This is a genomic window from Leisingera sp. SA32 (genome assembly GCF_056033425.1).
On record NZ_JBVYHB010000021.1, the window covers coordinates 20,721 to 36,580 of the forward strand.

13 protein-coding genes are annotated in these 15,860 nt (G+C 63.3%); 8 read left to right on the plus strand and 5 right to left on the minus strand.

From position 1 onward, the window contains the following. Position 1: 1 nt before the first annotated feature. Positions 2 to 1,015, minus strand: a complete 1,014-nt coding sequence (locus AC0IPL_RS20285; RefSeq protein ID WP_474276940.1) for a hypothetical protein — start codon at positions 1,013 to 1,015, stop codon at positions 2 to 4. Between the two features lie 211 nt (positions 1,016 to 1,226). Here AC0IPL_RS20285 and AC0IPL_RS20290 point away from each other — a divergent pair, with 211 nt between their 5' ends. Then, complete coding sequence (locus AC0IPL_RS20290; protein WP_474276941.1) at positions 1,227 to 2,291, plus strand: hypothetical protein; 1,065 nt, start codon at positions 1,227 to 1,229, stop codon at positions 2,289 to 2,291. A gap of 72 nt (positions 2,292 to 2,363) precedes the next feature. Here AC0IPL_RS20290 and AC0IPL_RS20295 read toward each other — a convergent pair whose 3' ends face one another. After that, positions 2,364 to 2,906 (minus strand): hypothetical protein, encoded by a 543-nt coding sequence (locus AC0IPL_RS20295; protein ID WP_474276942.1) that lies wholly within the window; start codon positions 2,904 to 2,906, stop codon positions 2,364 to 2,366. A 158-nt stretch (positions 2,907 to 3,064) separates the two neighbouring features. Here AC0IPL_RS20295 and AC0IPL_RS20300 point away from each other — a divergent pair, with 158 nt between their 5' ends. The 6 genes from AC0IPL_RS20300 (at position 3,065) to AC0IPL_RS20325 (ending at position 10,277) form a co-directional block, all read left to right on the plus strand. Then, entirely contained in the window at positions 3,065 to 6,373 is a 3,309-nt protein-coding gene (locus AC0IPL_RS20300) for an exostosin domain-containing protein (RefSeq protein ID WP_474276943.1), read from the plus strand. Positions 6,374 to 6,429: 56 nt separating this feature from the next. Then, the gene (locus AC0IPL_RS20305; protein WP_474276944.1) at positions 6,430 to 7,236 is read left to right on the plus strand and encodes an ATP-grasp fold amidoligase family protein; all 807 of its coding nucleotides are present in this window, start codon (positions 6,430 to 6,432) and stop codon (positions 7,234 to 7,236) included. A 22-nt stretch (positions 7,237 to 7,258) separates the two neighbouring features. After that, entirely contained in the window at positions 7,259 to 7,972 is a 714-nt protein-coding gene (locus AC0IPL_RS20310) for a sulfotransferase family protein (RefSeq protein WP_474276945.1), read from the plus strand. Between the two features lie 32 nt (positions 7,973 to 8,004). After that, positions 8,005 to 8,736 (plus strand): sulfotransferase domain-containing protein, encoded by a 732-nt coding sequence (locus AC0IPL_RS20315; RefSeq protein ID WP_474276946.1) that lies wholly within the window; start codon positions 8,005 to 8,007, stop codon positions 8,734 to 8,736. Positions 8,737 to 8,860: 124 nt separating this feature from the next. Beyond that, entirely contained in the window at positions 8,861 to 9,259 is a 399-nt protein-coding gene (locus AC0IPL_RS20320; RefSeq protein WP_474276947.1) for a hypothetical protein, read from the plus strand. A gap of 13 nt (positions 9,260 to 9,272) precedes the next feature. After that, positions 9,273 to 10,277, plus strand: a complete 1,005-nt coding sequence (locus AC0IPL_RS20325; RefSeq protein ID WP_474276948.1) for a glycosyltransferase family 2 protein — start codon at positions 9,273 to 9,275, stop codon at positions 10,275 to 10,277. Between the two features lie 42 nt (positions 10,278 to 10,319). Here AC0IPL_RS20325 and glf read toward each other — a convergent pair whose 3' ends face one another. Then, complete coding sequence (glf, locus tag AC0IPL_RS20330) at positions 10,320 to 11,483, minus strand: UDP-galactopyranose mutase (protein WP_474276949.1); 1,164 nt, start codon at positions 11,481 to 11,483, stop codon at positions 10,320 to 10,322. 25 nt (positions 11,484 to 11,508) lie between these two features. Next, complete coding sequence (locus AC0IPL_RS20335) at positions 11,509 to 12,690, minus strand: hypothetical protein (protein WP_474276950.1); 1,182 nt, start codon at positions 12,688 to 12,690, stop codon at positions 11,509 to 11,511. Between the two features lie 203 nt (positions 12,691 to 12,893). On the opposite strand from AC0IPL_RS20335, the gene AC0IPL_RS20340 reads away from it, so the two are divergent. After that, positions 12,894 to 13,919 (plus strand): hypothetical protein, encoded by a 1,026-nt coding sequence (locus tag AC0IPL_RS20340; RefSeq protein WP_474276951.1) that lies wholly within the window; start codon positions 12,894 to 12,896, stop codon positions 13,917 to 13,919. A gap of 54 nt (positions 13,920 to 13,973) precedes the next feature. Here the strand turns inward: AC0IPL_RS20340 and AC0IPL_RS20345 are convergent, their stop codons facing one another. Beyond that, entirely contained in the window at positions 13,974 to 15,806 is a 1,833-nt protein-coding gene (locus AC0IPL_RS20345) for a glycosyltransferase family 2 protein (protein WP_474276952.1), read from the minus strand. Positions 15,807 to 15,860 lie beyond the last annotated feature (54 nt).

A 15,860-nucleotide genomic window follows, 5' to 3' on the forward strand; every position in this document is an offset into this window, starting at 1 on the left:
TCTATCGGCTTTCGCGTAAGCGGCGCCGGGCGCTGCGCAGCGGCGCCATCATCCGGAACGAGCGTGAATTGCGCATCTGATGCAGCTGTCCCTTCAGCCCCGCCACCTGCTGTGCCTGAGCCTGAGCCACCTGCTCCATCTCCGCCAGCCGTACCCCCGCGACTTCCAGGACTTCGCTCTTGGTCCGAAGGCGGTCGTGAAACTGCTGCAGCTGCGCCTCTAGGGTGCGCAGCTGCGCCTCCAGGGTGCTACGCTCCTGCGCCTGACGAGCCTCTTGGGCCTCAGCTTCACTCTGGACCTGCTCCAGCTGCGCTTCCAACGTCAGCTTCTCCCCGTAAAGCTGCTCCATCTGCTCATACATACTGGATTGCTGAGCCCGCAACAGCGCGCGTTCCTCATCCCCGTCGCGCGCCGCCAGCCAGTTCAGCAAAGCTTGATCCAAATCTTCCGGTTCGGGCTGGGCCAGCGGCACTGCCGCCGCCACAAACTCTGCCGCCAACCGCCGCAGCGCCGGGCTGGCCTGCAGCCGATCGCGGGCCAGTGCCAACAGCTGCACGTCGGGGGCATCAGCGGCAGCTTCCCGCAAGCACTCCTGCGCCGCCCAGCCTGCGTCCGACTCCATCTCAGCCATCTCTGCACCGCACAAGGCAAGCAGCGCAGCAGGTGCCAAGCGGGCGGCCGCGGCATCGGCCAGCACCACTTGGCGGCGTGCCTGGCGCCAGAGTGCCAGCACAGCTTCCGCCTCGGCCTGCACCTGCGACAAGGCCACAGCCAGTTCCGCCCCGTTCTGCAGCGCGACACAGAGCGCCTCTGCCGGCGAAGGCACCAACAGCAGCACCCCCTGCCGTGCTGCCACAGCGGCATCCGGCAACGCCGGGTGCACGGTTACCTTGCAGCCGGGCTGCAGCGCGGCCTTCAGGGCCGTCGCCAGCACCGGATCCGCAGCCCAAAGCCGTACCCCCTGCGTGAATGCCGCAGCGGTCGGGGTTGCCGTTTCACCTTTATCGCCTGCCATATGCTCCTTCACCGCCAACTTGCACCGCCGGCCTCATGATATGATGTTCCATTAGCGCCGCATGCACATCTGCGCCCGCACCTGCAGCCTTTTACGTGTGCAACGAAGCGGATGGCAAGCCGCCCCACCGCGCCGTCTCCTTTTGGGCAGGACATCTCCCGCACAGGCTGCTATGGCTCTCAGGTCGGATTCAGCAGACAGGCAGAAGAACATGATCCGGGTCTTCAGAACAGGCAGGCACGCCCGCCGCACACCACTCAGCTATCCGGCGCTGGCGCCGCTGTTTGACGGTCATATCCGCGAGGTGGAGACGCCGGACCAAGCCGACCTCTATGTTTTTGCTCATGTCCTCGACATCGCGGACGCGCCGCAGGCGCTGGTTGAAGACTGGAGACGCCGACGCCGCCCCATCGTGCTGCTGTCGGAAGAGCCGTTCTGGGATACCCTCTGGACCGCCCGACCTCTGGAACGGCACATACTGGCTGACAGCCGCTGGGGGCGGCTGCCGGTACATCAGCTGACCCATCACAACAGCCCGATATTCCAATTTTCCAAAATCCCCTATTACCTTCTGACCAATCACCGCTTCGCCAACGCCTATGCAGCACGCTTTGCACGCAATGCCCGGCACAGCCCGGCGGATTGGCAGCGCGCGTTTCTGCACTGCCGTACTCATCTGACTTTTTTGTTTGAGCGCCGCGACGGAGAGCATCATTCGGTCCGCTGGCCAGAAGCCGATATCATCGGCCTGTGCCACTGGCGCACCAAAGTCGCTGAATTGTGCCACAAGGGCCGCATTGAGCGACTGGGCCGTAGCTGGCAGCCAGGGCGCCCGCCCCGCAGCACGCTTGCCGACTGGCATCTGGACAAGTTGGCGCGACTGGATGGCTACGCCCGGGTGATGGGGGCGTTTGAGAACACCCATCAACCCGCCTATATCACCGAAAAACTGTTCGACGCCTTCGCATGCGGCGCCCTGCCTGCCTACCGCGCCAGTCCGCAGCACCGGGTGCATGAGTTCAACCTGCCTGCGGCAAGCTGGCTCAACCTGCACGGGCTAGCCCCGCAAGCGGCGGCGGCGCAGCTCGACGGGCTGAACTGGGCTGATGCCAGCTGGCTTGAGACGACCTGCGGCGCCTATGCCCTAGCGCAGCAGAAACTGGCAGATCTCCTGGGCGCGCCGCACAACTGGGTGCAGGAACGCCAACGGCTGCAAGACGCGCTTTTGACAGAGCTCCATCTGATCCTGGACAGCCGGATCGCAACCGCCATCTGAGGGCTGCCCGGCACTGCACACCAGCCCCCCCCGGGCGAAAGAGGGGGGGCCGCTTTGACGGGCCTCACGCCCTTACAGCATCAGCAACGGCTCCAGCCGCTGCGCTTCCGCGCGCAGACTGTCGTCAAGAAAGAACAAGTTCAGTTCGCAGGCCACCGCCTGTGCCGCCTGCCCTGGCTCTACCGGCACATGCAGCAGCCTTTCGCGCCCGCCTGGCGGCAGCAGCGCAGGCTCTGTCATCGGCCGGTCCTCAAAACCGCCCCCCGGCATGAAACAGCGTAGCACCAAGCGGCAGGAGATCATCCGCGGGCTTCTCAGCGCCAAAAGCAGCCCCACATGGCGTGCCTGCACCAGCTCCTGCGGCTGCACCCGCATGCCCAGGCAGGCCCAGCGACCACTATCGGCATCATCGACCTCCAATGTCAGCTCACCGTCGCCCCCACCGCCTGCAAGCAACCGGGCCTGGCCTTCCGGATCACAGGACAGCCACAAATCGGGCCCCAGATCCAGATGCCCCGCCCGAACTTCCTGACGCGCGCCGCCCGCCAGTTCAGCAATCTGATCACGCAGCAACGCCAGCGCAGGCAGCGCGGCAGAGGTATCTGAAAGGGTCACGAGCAGTCATCCTCAAACTTATGATGCGGCGCGCAACTGTAGGGGAAACCACTGCAAATGCAAGCCGACTCGGCAAGCGGTTGAGAACCCTCCGCCGGGCTGCTAGAGGCGGTAGGGCTGCGGCCCTTCGAAGGCTGCTCCAGTTGCGGATTTCACTAATGACTGTCTTGCCTACCATTGCCGTGATCCTGCCGCCGCTCGCAAGTGCCGACGGGCTTGATCGCACCCTGAGCAGCCTGGCGGCCCAGGCCGGCGCCTTCCGCCTGCGCTGCCATGTCGTGCTGGCGAGGTCTGACGCTGACGCCGCCGAAGAACAGCTGGCCTGGTGGCAGGCCCGCACCTCCCGCGCGACCGCTCCCGCCACTCTGCGCCCCTTGGAAATCAGCCATCAGCGCACCGCCGCAAAAGGGTGGTTCGATGACCTGAATCAAGGCGTAGAAGCCTGCGCAGACGCCGATCTTCTGGGGTGGTTGATGCCCGGCAGCACCCTGGCACCCGACTTGCTGCAGCGCGCCGCCGAGGCTATCGAGGCATTTGAGCCGTCGCAGCTGTCTTGGATGAACGGCAGCGCTCCGGGGCCGATGCCGACGCAAGCGCTGAAAGCCGGCCTCTGTGACGGCATTCACTGGCCCGCGCTGCCCGCCACAGGCACCTTTTTTCGCCCCTGGCTTTGGCACAAGGCGCATATGGACCCGGCGGTCCAGGACCCGGATCCAGGCACCGCGGCCTGGGCCCTGTGGCGCGCGTTCAGCCGATACGCGGGCCTGATCCAGCTTACGGCCGAATACACGCATACCGAAATTGGCGTCAGCGATCCCCTGCTGCCAGATCCAGCCGCCCTTGAAGCACAGCTATCAAAAGCCGAGCGCCGCGCCGCATTGGCAAAGCTGGCCACGACACCGCCATCCGGCGCGCCCGTCTGGCGCCAGCTCGGCAGCTGCAGCACCCGGGGGGATCTCGCAATCCAGGAGTTTTCTGCCACCGCTGCGCTCCTCCAGCGATGCCATCAGGTGCTGGACCATCCAGCCCCGGAACAATCTGATCCATGCGCAGAAGCGCCCGGCCGGGAAACGGCCCGCGCCGCCGCCCGCAAGCCAGATTCGGCAAAGGCGTTGATCCGCTTCGAAAACAACATCTTGTCCTATGACAAAGGCTGGCAATATCCGGCTATCACGGAACAACACGCATTCCTCCAGCTCAGTCGTCAAGGCGCGGTTCCTGCTGGCGTCACCTATCTGGCTTACCCCTGGGCCACGCTGATCGACAAGATGCACCGCAAGACCGCCGATCTGCAAACCCATCTGGCCCATTTCCGTGCTTTCTGCGCCCAGATCCCCAAGGACACCATCAAAGTCACCGTCTGCCAGCACATCAAGATGAAGGACGAGCTGGAGTTGTTCCGTCTGGCCGGGGTCTCGGAGATCTTCTGGTCGCATACCACACATGCTGATCTGCAGATCGGCCGCCGCCGCGGGCTGCGGCTGCATCCCTTCCCGCTGTTTCCGGTGCAGGCCGCCGATGCGGACACTGTCCCGGCTCCTTCCGGCGAACGACCGCATCTGTTTTCTTTCATCGGCGCCCGCGCCAATCAGCACTACCTGACCGGCAGCCGCAATTGGATCCTGGACCTTCTGCAGGACGATCCACGCGGATGCATCACCGGCCGCAACAGCTGGCACTACAACAAAGTGGTCTACGACCATCAAATCCACGCTGCAGGCCACCATCGAGAACAGTCAAAAGCTTTTGTCGACACCAACGCCTCCGAGGAATTTCGCACCTCCCTACGCGCCTCGGTATTTTCACTTTGCCCCTCCGGCACCGGCCCCAATTCGATCCGCCTTTGGGAAAGTCTGGGTCTCGGCGCCGTGCCGGTGATCCTTGCCGACAGCTGGGCACCGCCGGGTGATCCGGCGCTATGGCAGGCAGGCGCCGTCTTCTGCGAAGAGACCCCCGAAGCGATCCGCGCCCTACCCGACCGGCTGGCCGCCCTGGTCGCCGACGCACAAGCGATGGAGCGGTTGCGCCACGGCGCGCGCCAACTCTGGGCGCTCTATGGTCCGGACAGTTTCATCTATGATTTGCAGAAATTCATGCTGGACGCGGCAGACCGGAACGTCTCGCGTCCGGACATGCTGGAAGATCTGACGGAGAAACTGGCAACAGACGGGACAGCAGAAACCTCCCAGAGCGCGGCCGCTCTCTACCTCAGCAGCCTGACATCCCGCCTGCTTCTGGAAGGGGAGGCCGCTCTGCAAACCCATTCAGAAGATGCGCGCGCCCAAACGGCCGAAATCCGCGCCCGCGCCGCGCTGACGGACGTGCACCCGCTGACCGCGCAGCTGGATCAAACTCAGGCGTTGCTGTGCCGTCGCAGCGGCCGGGATCCGGCCTCCCTGCACCCGACCGCCACTGCCGCCCCGGCATTGGTCCGGCGTGGACCTCTGCGGGTCTGCCTGATGGGAAAACATTCCAACCGCACCCCGCTGGCCTATGACCCGTTCCGGAAACTGGCGCGCGATCGCATCACAGTGGTGGACACGCTGCAAGACGCCGACATCCTGTTGACCGGCTTCAGCGCCGACCTGCGCGAGCTGGCACCGACCCTGGCCGCCGCGCAGCAGCAAAACCCCGATCTGCAGCTGGCGGTACTGTCGGAAGAACCGCTGTGGGACAGTATCTGGAACGGCGACCTGGTGTCCCGCCACCAGCATCTGGAGGCGGGCGGGCACCGACTGGACTACCATGTGTTCAATCACTGCAATTGCGCAGTTTTCGATTTTGAAACCATCCCCTACTTCCTGCTGACCCGCACGGATTTCCAGGCCCGCTACGAGCTGGGGCTGGCGCGCCATGCGCGGCTCAGCCCCGCCACGCTGCTACAGCACTGGCGCGGAGCACCGGTGCCCGCGGCCTTTTTTGCCGAGGTGCGCGACACCCCTGCCTATGCCAAGACCTGGCCGGAACACCAAGTCGAGGGGCTGAGCGTCTACCGCACCGATGTCGCGCGTCTCACGGACCTCCCCGGCACTTTGCGCGAAGGCCGCGGCTGGCGTCCCGGCGCCAAACGTCAGGCCCTGGCGGACTGGCATCTGGACAAGCTGGCCACCCTGGACATGCGCACCCGGGTGCTGGCCGCCTATGAAAACACCCATCAGCATACCTACATCTCGGAAAAGCTCTTCGACGCCTTCCTCCTCGGTGCCTTGCCGACCTATTATGCGGGCCCCGGTCACCGGGTGCATGAACTGGTGTCAGGGACGGCGATGATCAACACGTACGGGCTGACGGCCACCGAAGCCGCGGAACGGATTACCAACGCGGCCCCCGATCGCGCCTGGGCCGAGGCTTGGCTGGACACCGCGCATCAGCTGCACATCCGGTTCAGCGATCTTGATGCCATCGCCCGGGAGCGTCGCCGGGTCACCTGCGCCGTACTGGAAGCCTTGGAAAGCTGCCTGCCATAAACCTGCGCCACACCCCATCACGCGTCCGTTTCTGATCCCGCTCCGGAGGACCCCCTATGCCAAACACCGATTTCAAGCGTCGCATGGATGACCGGCTAGCCCGCTGGTACCGGGGAGAGGCGCCGCATGCGGACCCCAAGCGGCAGCAGCGGCGCAAATATATCGCCGGCCTGGTCAACAAGACCGCGATGTTCAATTATGCCCGCCGCATGGACCTGCCGCTGCCGGAGCGTTTTGCCGAAGCCGAAGGGCTGGAGGCGCTGGATTTCACTGCCCTCCCAGAGCGAGTGGTGGTCAAGCCCAACAACGCCGCCAACAATGACGGCGTGCTGCTGTTTGACGGCGCGCAGGAGGTGTTCACAGGTGACCACGTGCCGCTGGAAACGCGCGCAGAATACATCCGCCAGCGCTACGAGGCCGGACTTTTTTTCAAACCTGGCAGCAAGATCATCGCCGAGGAGTTCATCCAGGATTTTGATCCCGCCTTCACTGTGCCGCGCGATTTCAAGGTCTATGTGGCAGGCGGACGGCCCTGGGTGATCCAAGTGGTCAACCGGGTGGGCCCCAAGGCAGAATGGAGCCACCGCTTTTACAGCCAGGACTGGGTAGCCTACGATCACTTTCAGCGCGAAAACAAACTGGCGCCGGCGATCCCTGCGCCTGCCCATTTCGACGAGCTCCTGGCACTGGCCACGCGCATTGCGCAGGATATCAACTGCTTCATGCGACTGGATTTCTACATCACGGCCAGCCGCGTGGTGTTCGGCGAGTTCACGTCCTACCCGAATGCCGGGCTGCAGTTCACCCGGATTGGCAGCGCTGTGCTGTGCGATCTGATGGATCGCTACCCCGACCCTTTCTGAGTCAGACAGGAGTTTCCACGCCATGCCGCAGCACCTCTTTCTGTCAGGAACCGCCCGGGCCGGCACCAGCGCCCTGGTCAATATCCTGAACCAACACAACCACATCCTGCTCGGCCAGGAACGCTATTTCAAAAAATTCCGCCAGAATGCGATCCGCCCGACCCATTTCGAAAAGGATCGGTTCCTGGATATTCGCGAGGGCGACACCCACGCCCATGGCGGCCTCTTCGTGCCACAGCTTCGCCGCCGCTATGACAATGCGGTCTACATCGGCGACAAATACCCGCCGATGTTCCGGCATCTGGACCATGTGCTCGCGGAATTCCCCAAGGCCCGCCATATCTACATTCTGCGCAACCCGCTGTCGGTGGTGGAAAGTTATGAGGCCCGCTTCCAGAACCCTGAGGACACTTGGAACCTGGACTGGCGCGCCGGTCTTGCCGCCTGGAACGATAGCGTTGCCCGTGTCGCCACGTTGCCAGAGGCGCAGCTGAAACAGTTTCTCTTTGTGCAATACGAAACCATCTATGCCAGTCCCCGCGCCATCAACGCGCTGTTCACTCGGCTGGGGCTGAGCAATCTGGAGACGGAAACCCTGGCGCCCTTCACGGAGAAATTCACCCTCCTCAACACCAAGCTGGTGCCCCGCCGCGATGACATTCGCGCCCATGTGGCCCGCGAGGCGGACTGGGCCGCCTACAAGCAGCTCTGCGCGTTGATGGCAGACGCCTGCTGACATTTTTATTTGAAATAGTTAGAGGTCTTTTCATGCTTTTCCTTGTTTACGGTCAACAAAAATCCGCCAGCACCTTTCTCGCCAATCTTGCGCGGCAAGCCTGCCACGCAGCAGGGGCTGATCCTGATGCGGTGAAAAAGCGCCTGTTCACCGGGAAGCTGGAAAAGAAACGTAGCTTCTGGAACGGCCCACTGTTTGCCGTCGCCGACATCGCCGGGCAGATGCATCAGGGCGAACATACCGTTGTCAAAACCCACTCCAAATACCGTCTCGGATACGCCAAGACGCTGGTGCATCCCGACATCCGCATACTGATCTCCTACCGCCATCCCGGCGACGCCGCTTTGTCTGCCTTTGAAGCCGGCGAACGGGCGCGGCGGGAGAACCTGCCGTGGCCGTTCTTCGCCAGTCTCAGGACACCGCAAGAAGCCATTGACGCCATGGCCAAAATCGTCAGAGAAGATACCACACCTTGGCTCAAATCCGGGCTGGGCACCGCCTTCAACTATGACACGCTCACCCGCGAGAGCGAACAGGTCATCGGCCACCTGGCCGAGTTTCTCGGGGTCGAAAAGGAACAGCTTCTGGCTTATCCCGGCGTCGCCAAGCTGATTGAGGGCAAAACCAGAGTCTACAATTTCAACAAAGGCATTGCAGGCCGCCACCACGATGTCTTCAGCGCCGCGGATCTTGCCTATCTGCAAGACCGATGCGGCCCCTTTATCCGCTTCTGCAAGGGTGAAATCGGCCTCAATGACCTGTGAAATCTCCCCCCGCTCCCCACTGTGCCCCGGCCTGTCTGACTGCGCCGACAGTCGCCAGGACGGGCCGCTGAAGCCTGCGCGCACAGACTTGGCGCCTGGGGTCTTCCTCAATGCCGATCCCGCCTTGAAATTGGCAGGACACTACAGCTCTCCAGCCGGGTATTTCCTCGACCTCACTGTGGCGCCGCGCGGTCAGGGGGACTGGTTCGGGCTGCATCTGGCGCTGCAGCTACCACCGCTGCAAGATCTGGCCTATCTTGGGTTCATCTGCCGCCTCGCCTCGCCAGAACCGCAGATGCTGCGCGCCAGCTTGCGGTCCGGCACCCGGGACGGCGGTTTCCGCGACTGTTTTTTTGACAAGCACATCCAGTCCTCGGAACGTGCCCACAGCCATCTGGATGCGCTGTATCTCGATAGCCGCCCAGATCTTCCGCTCAGCGCCCCCTGGCGTGAACTGGTGCTGTTCCTGCCTTGCCAGGACTTTGATCTGAACCTGATGCATCTGCATCTTTTCTCGGTGTAAGGCTTCTCCTGTCATGTACCCGGATCCGCCTCTCGACCTGACCATTGCCATCCCTAGCCATGATGACAACGACCAGCTGACCCGACTGCTGCAACATCTGACCGCGCTGAACATTGCGCGGCACGTGATCGTGGTGGACGATGGCTCCCTTCCCGCCCCTACGATCGAAGCGCTGACCCGTGGCAGCGGACTGCAGCCGGACCGTCTGACCCTACTGCGCCAGGACCGGGTTCTAGGGGCCGGAGCGGCGCGCAACCGGGCGCTTCGCCATGTAAAAACCCGGCATCTGTTGTTTCTGGATTCCGATGACCTCCCAACCCGCGAGCTGCGCAGCCTGTGCCAGGCGCTGGCGCATGCGGAACCGTTCGACTTCTGCATTTTTCAGCACCATGACAGCCGGATGGCACGCGACAGGCTGTGGGGGCAGATGCCTTCCGACCAGACGCTCTGGCGAGAAGCCGGCCTAGCCCAAGGCGGGCTACGCGCGGTCGCGGATGCGGCCGGGCAACTGCTGGCACAGACAGCCAATTACCCCTGGAACAAGATCTACCGCACAGACTTCCTGCTGGAGAAGGACATCCGCTGTTCTGAAACCCTGGTACATAACGACATCACCCTGCATTGGCAAAGTTTCCTGCGGGCGGAAACAATTCTCAGCAGTGCCCGAACCGGTGTCATTCACTTTGTGCAGCCGGACGGCAACCGTCTCACCAACCGACTGGATAGCGCCCGGTTACAGGTTTTTGAACCGCTGGAACAGATCGCTCTGGAAATCGCCAGCCGCCATTGCGCCGGGCACCCCGCCGCTTCGCCATATGCTGTGGCGTTCTTCGGCTTTGTTCTCGGGTTGCTGGTTTGGGTACAGGGCACTTTGGCACCGAAATTTCAGACTGCACTGAAACACCAGGGCACGGCCTTCTTGCACCGTCACCTCAGCCGCGACCTGATGCGCCAGCTACAACAGCAGCGACCCGCTGACTGGCAACGAGCCGCAGAACTGTTTTCCTTGCCCAGCTGACACCGCTGACCTGTCAGCGATCGCTCCCCCAGGGACGGCCCCTCAAACCGGCGCGGTGAAGAACGCGGGCGCCGCTTCGCCCCGCTCCAGGCAATCGGCAAAGCTGCGCGCCGCATCCAGCGCCTCGCGGATGGTCACATCCATGTCGAGATAGCGATAGGTCGCCAGACGCCCGACGAAGGTGACGCCCTTGGTCTGTTCCGCCAGCTTGACGTAATCGGCCAGCAGCGCCTTCTCCGCCACCTGACGGATCGGGTAATAGGGGATGTCGCCGGGCTCGGCGAGGCGCGAGAACTCGCGGTAGAGCACCGACCCCTCGTGGCTTTCCCAAGGGCTGAAATGCTTGTGCTCGGTGATGCGGGTGTAGGGCACCTCTTCCTCGCCGTAGTTCATCACCGCGCAGCCCTGGTAGTCGCCCTGATGGGTGAAACGCTCGAAATCCAGGGTGCGGTAGCCGAGGCGACCAAGCTCGTAGCCGAAATAACCGTCCAGCGGCCCGGAATAGAACACGTGGTCATAGTCCGCACCCATCTCGGCGCTGAACGCGGTCTCCAGCTGCACGGTGATGTTCGCGTGGTCGAGGATCTTCTCGATCATCGCGGTATAGCCGTTCTCCGGCATGCCCTGGAACTGGTGGAAGAAGTAGTTGTCGTCGTAGTTGAAACGCACCGGCAGCCGCTTCAGGATGCTGGCGGGCAGCTCCGAGGGGTGCATGCCCCATTGCTTGATGGTGTAGCCCTTGAAGAACGCCTCATAAAGATCCTTGCCGACAAAGCGCATGGCCTGCTCTTCGAAGGTCTGCGGATCCTCGATGCTGGTGTCGGCCTGTTCATTCACGATGAAGTCATGCGCCTCTTCGGGGCGCAGGGTCTTGCGGAAGAACTGGTTGATCGTGTGCAGGTTCACCGGCAGCGAGAAGACTTCCTGCTCCCCCGAGAGCCCGCGGGTGGTCGATTTCACCCGGTTCTTGTAGGGTTTGAAGGTCTCGAAGGCGTTGACGTAGTCCCAGACCTCGGCGTCGTCGGTGTGAAAGATATGCGGCCCGTAGACATGCACCATGACGCCGGTGCCGGCATCGCGTTCGGTATGGCAATTGCCGCCGATGTGCAGGCGGCTGTCGATCACGGTGATGTCATGGCCTGCCTCGGCCAGATGGCGGCCAATGACGGCCCCCGAGAGGCCTGCGCCTACGCATAGAAATTTCATATGTCTGTCCTGTTCCGTGTTCCTGTCAGCTGCCCGCCTGCGCCGGGGCAGGCAGCATCTGCGCCGCGATCTCATCCAGCAGGGTCCAGACCTGTTCGGCATTCTTTCGTTTTGCGTCCGCCTCCGGCCCGTCTTCGAGCAGGTCGAAGCGCTGGCCGTTGCGGCGCTGGTATTCATGGCGCCAAGCCTGCGGGCGCTCCTTGACCAGCGCTGCCACTTCGCCCGCGAGGCGGTCCAGTTGCGCTATCTGATCCGGGTTGTAATAGGCTTTTGCCGCCAGGGGCTGAGCTTTGGGCACGGCCGTCTCCACCGCCTGGTCCAGCGCCTGCGTCATCAGCGGCCGGTCAAAGAACTGCGCGTCCAGCGCCTGTGCATCCTCTGCAAAGGCCGCCTGCAGGCGCTCCGCATTTGCGCGGTCCAGCTTCAGCTTGTTGCGGTGGCGGTTGGGCTGGCCTGCCAGCGCGCGGCCGATGGCCGCGCCGAGCGAGAGGCGCAGGAACCGCGGCACCTCAAGCTGCATAAAGCGGGACTGGATCCGCCGCATCGCTGCCAGTTCCTCCAGCCCCAGAGATTCATTGGTGCTGGGAATCTCATCCAGCGCAAATGGCGCCCCCTGCAGAACCTGGTTAAAGAAATCGCTCACCACGTCCTGATCCCGCAGCTCTTCCCTGAGGAAGGGGCGCAAGGTGAACCGCTCCCCAAACACCTTTTTCCAGCCGGCGAACCGGGGCGCGTAATAGAGCGGAGGCTTCTGGATAATGTTTCCCACAAACTTGTCCAGCGTCCCCTTGGCGACCCCGGCTTTCACCCGCTGGGCATAGGCGGAGAGCGCGCGGCTGGCATGCGGGCGTACATAGGCGATGATGCGGGCGCTGGCGGCGTGGTCCGGCAGGAATTCCTGCAGCGCCGCCTGAAGGACGTCCGGCTGAACCGAGGCGAAATATTCCGCCGAAATGATACCGATATCCGCCTCATTCTCCTGCACCCAGCGGGCCTTTTCGCCGAATAGACGGGGGCGCGCCTTGGCGCGCCGCTCTTCACTGCCGCGGTTCGGGTTGAGGGAATTTGCCAGCGCGCTGGCGTTCAGCTCGGGCTGAACGGCAATGGTGGCGGTTTCGCAGCGGCAGGCCCCGGCTTGCATCGCTTTTTGAATCGAAGAGGACCCGCATTTGGGATCCCCGATGTGAATGACAAGTTCCCGGATCATATCCTGCCCCTGACGCTGCTTCCGGGTGCGGTTGTACGCAAGGCGGCCCCATAGCGCCAGCTTTCTTTGCCGCCGCGCCCCTTGCCCTCCTGCCCCGCTGCTGCTGCAGGAATTTTCTTTGGCACTTGCCCGCAAAACCGGCTAAGCAGCCTCCCAAGAAAACCATCAGGCCGGTCGGCCGCAGAACATTACAGGTACCCAGGTTGAAACGCACATTGATCCTCCATATCGGCGCCCACCGGACCGCGACCTCTGCCCTGCAGGAATATCTGCACGCCAATTTCGACCCGCTGCAGGAAAAAGGCTTTCTCTACCCGTTCCGGATCCGTCGTCACATGAAGATGATGAACAATCTGTTCAGCGGCGAACGGTCCCCCGCGGATGTGGCTCAGACCCTCACCACACGGGCCGACAAGCGGGCCCATCCGATCCACACGGTGATCCTCAGTGACGAGGATGTCTGCATGCGCCGTGACCTGTCCGTGCTGGCCAAGTTCCGCGAATGGTTCGACGTCAAGGTGGTCTTCACCCTGCGTCGCCAGGACACTTGGCTGGAAAGCTGGTTCTTCCAGAACATCAAATGGCAATGGAACAGGAAACTGAGCCATTGCACCTTCGATGAATTCATGGCGATGCGCGAGGATTTCCACTGGATCCACTACGACCGCTACCTACGCCATCTGGAGAAGATGTTCGGGCAGGACAACATCATCGTCAACGTGCATGAGCGCGGCCAGATGAAGGGCGGCCCGATCGAAACCTTCTGCGACAACATCGGCCTGACGGACCGCGCAGGCTTCCGCGCGCCCGCGCATATCAACGAAAGCTATTCACCGGCGATTTCGGAATTCATGCGCTGCCTGCCGCTGGACGAGGCGCAGCCGGGCTACCGCGGCGTGCTGACCGCCGCCTGCGCCGAAATCGACAAAGCCTTGAACGGCGGCGGCAAGAAACAGTCGGAACGGCTGATGCCGCCGCAGCAACGCGCTACAGTAATGGCGGGCTATGCCAAAGGCAACCGCGCCGTGGCGCGGCGTTATTTCGGGCGCGAGGACCTGTTCTTCGACCCGCTGCCCGATGCCGATGCGCCGCTGGCACAGATGCAGCTGCCTGCCGACAGCTACGCGCTGATGCGTGATCTGGTCACCCCGCTGATGCAGGCGGTGATTGCCCATCAGGCCGCTGAAAAGGCGGAACTGAAGGCCGAGCAGCAAAACAAGCCGCAGTAACCCGGCCTTTACGCTGGAAGCCTGGGCCGGCCACCACCGCGCCCGGCCCAGAGCCTATTCTGCCGCCTGGTGCTCCTGTGCTGCGGACACGCCCAACTTGTGCTGCCAGTACTCATTGCTGGTCAATTTGCCGTAGCGGCCGCGGTAGTCGGCGGCGAGCTGGTCATAGGCCCCCAGAAACGCCCGGGCATTTGTCGCAAACCGCTTCACCTCGCGCCAGGCCGCCGCTTTGGAATGGCGCACGGTGTAGACTTTCGTACGGTCCGCATTGAGGCAGCTGATCTCCGCCGCCCCCCAGATATAGCCGATGTGCCCGCGGTTCTGCGCCTCCAGGGTGATCTTGCGCCCCAGTCGGCCAAACCCCGGGATCAGCAGCCCGTTGAGGGTCAGCTTCATCAGATGCCGCTTCCAGGCGGCCGGCGGGTGGTGGCGCACCGGCGGCAGCGGGGTCTCCGGTGTCAGCGCCTGCCAGGCCTCGGCGCCGGTCAGTGCCTTGATGTCGGCCCGGCGCTGCGCCATGTCGGCGTTGTCATCGAAGAACTGTGGCCCCTTCATCACATCCTCGACCGCGAGGTTGATCGCGGCCAGCGTGCCGTAATGCATCCGCGGCAGGTTGCGCAGGAAGAACCACAGCGCAATCTTCAGCACGCCCCTGGCGCCGATCTCGATCTGCGGCAGGCTGAGGTGATGCGCCATGTGGCTGCGCAGATCCAGGTACCAGGTCTGCGGGCTTTCCTTCTCGGTGAAGCTCTCCTGGAAGGACACCACCCCGTTGAGGCGCACGATGTTGAAGTCATTGGCCAGCGAGAAGCTGACATCATCGCCGCGCACGAAAAACGGGAAGGCCAGATGCTCGGCCTGGTCCACGGGGAAGGCAAAATACCACCAGCCGCCATAAAGCGACCGCGGCGCCGGGCCGGAGACCTGCCATTCCATCCCCGCCATCTGCGCGAAGTCGCGCAGGTCAGTGCCCATGTGCAGCGGCAGGCAGCGGCGGTCGAAACAGGCGCCGTTCTCCCACACCGCCCAGCGGTGCTGCTCGCTGATCATCGCACCAGCCACCGCCGTCGCGGGATCCTCGGCGTGGGCCAGCAGCTTCCAGGTGCGCTCGAGGCTCTCCATGTGGATGGAGGCATCGTCATCCATGAACAGGCAATGCGTGGCGCCGCGGCTGCGCGCCTCAAGGAGGCCGCGGGTAAAGCCGCCCGCACCGCCCAAGTTTTCATTGGGAATGACCGTCACGCCGTCGCGCGGTGGCAGCTCCACCGTCTGGCCGTTGTCGGTGACGATCAGCTCCACGTGATCCTTCATCCAGGAGCGGTCCCGAAACGCACAGAATCGCTCCACCGTGCGCGCCACTTCTGCCTCGCGCCGGAAGGTGGTGACGGCCAGCGCCAGCTGCGGCTGGCGGCGCGGCGCATCCGCGGTCTGCCAGGCTGCGTCTGTCAGCGTGGCTTGGTCACCGATCGCCTGCAGCTCAAAGAACATCACGCCCTTGCTGCCGGTGGCAGGCAGCAAGGCACTGAGATCCAGTCTTGCCTGCCCATCGTCTGAACCGGCGTCCAGTTCGACGATCCGGTCCAGCCGCTCCCAGGAATGCTCGGGCCGGGCCAGAATGACCGTGACCGCAAACCGCCCCTTGCCCCGAAGCAGAAGATACAGGCTTTTCAGACCGCAATGGCGCTGCCAGGTTCCCGCATTGAACAGGTTGAACCAGGTGTTGAACTCGGCCCGGCTGTCCTCGAAGAAACGAAAGCCGCCGTCCTCCGCGGGCCCCGCCTTGCCATGCACCCGAACGAAAAGGTCGCGCTCAGTGCAGACGCCGGCCTCCGGCCACATCAGTGATTGCAGCGTGGAAAATTCCGCCGCGCCCGTATCATTCGCCAAAACTGTCACACCTTACCCCATTCAACTGTCCCAGACTGCAGGCTGCTTACTGGA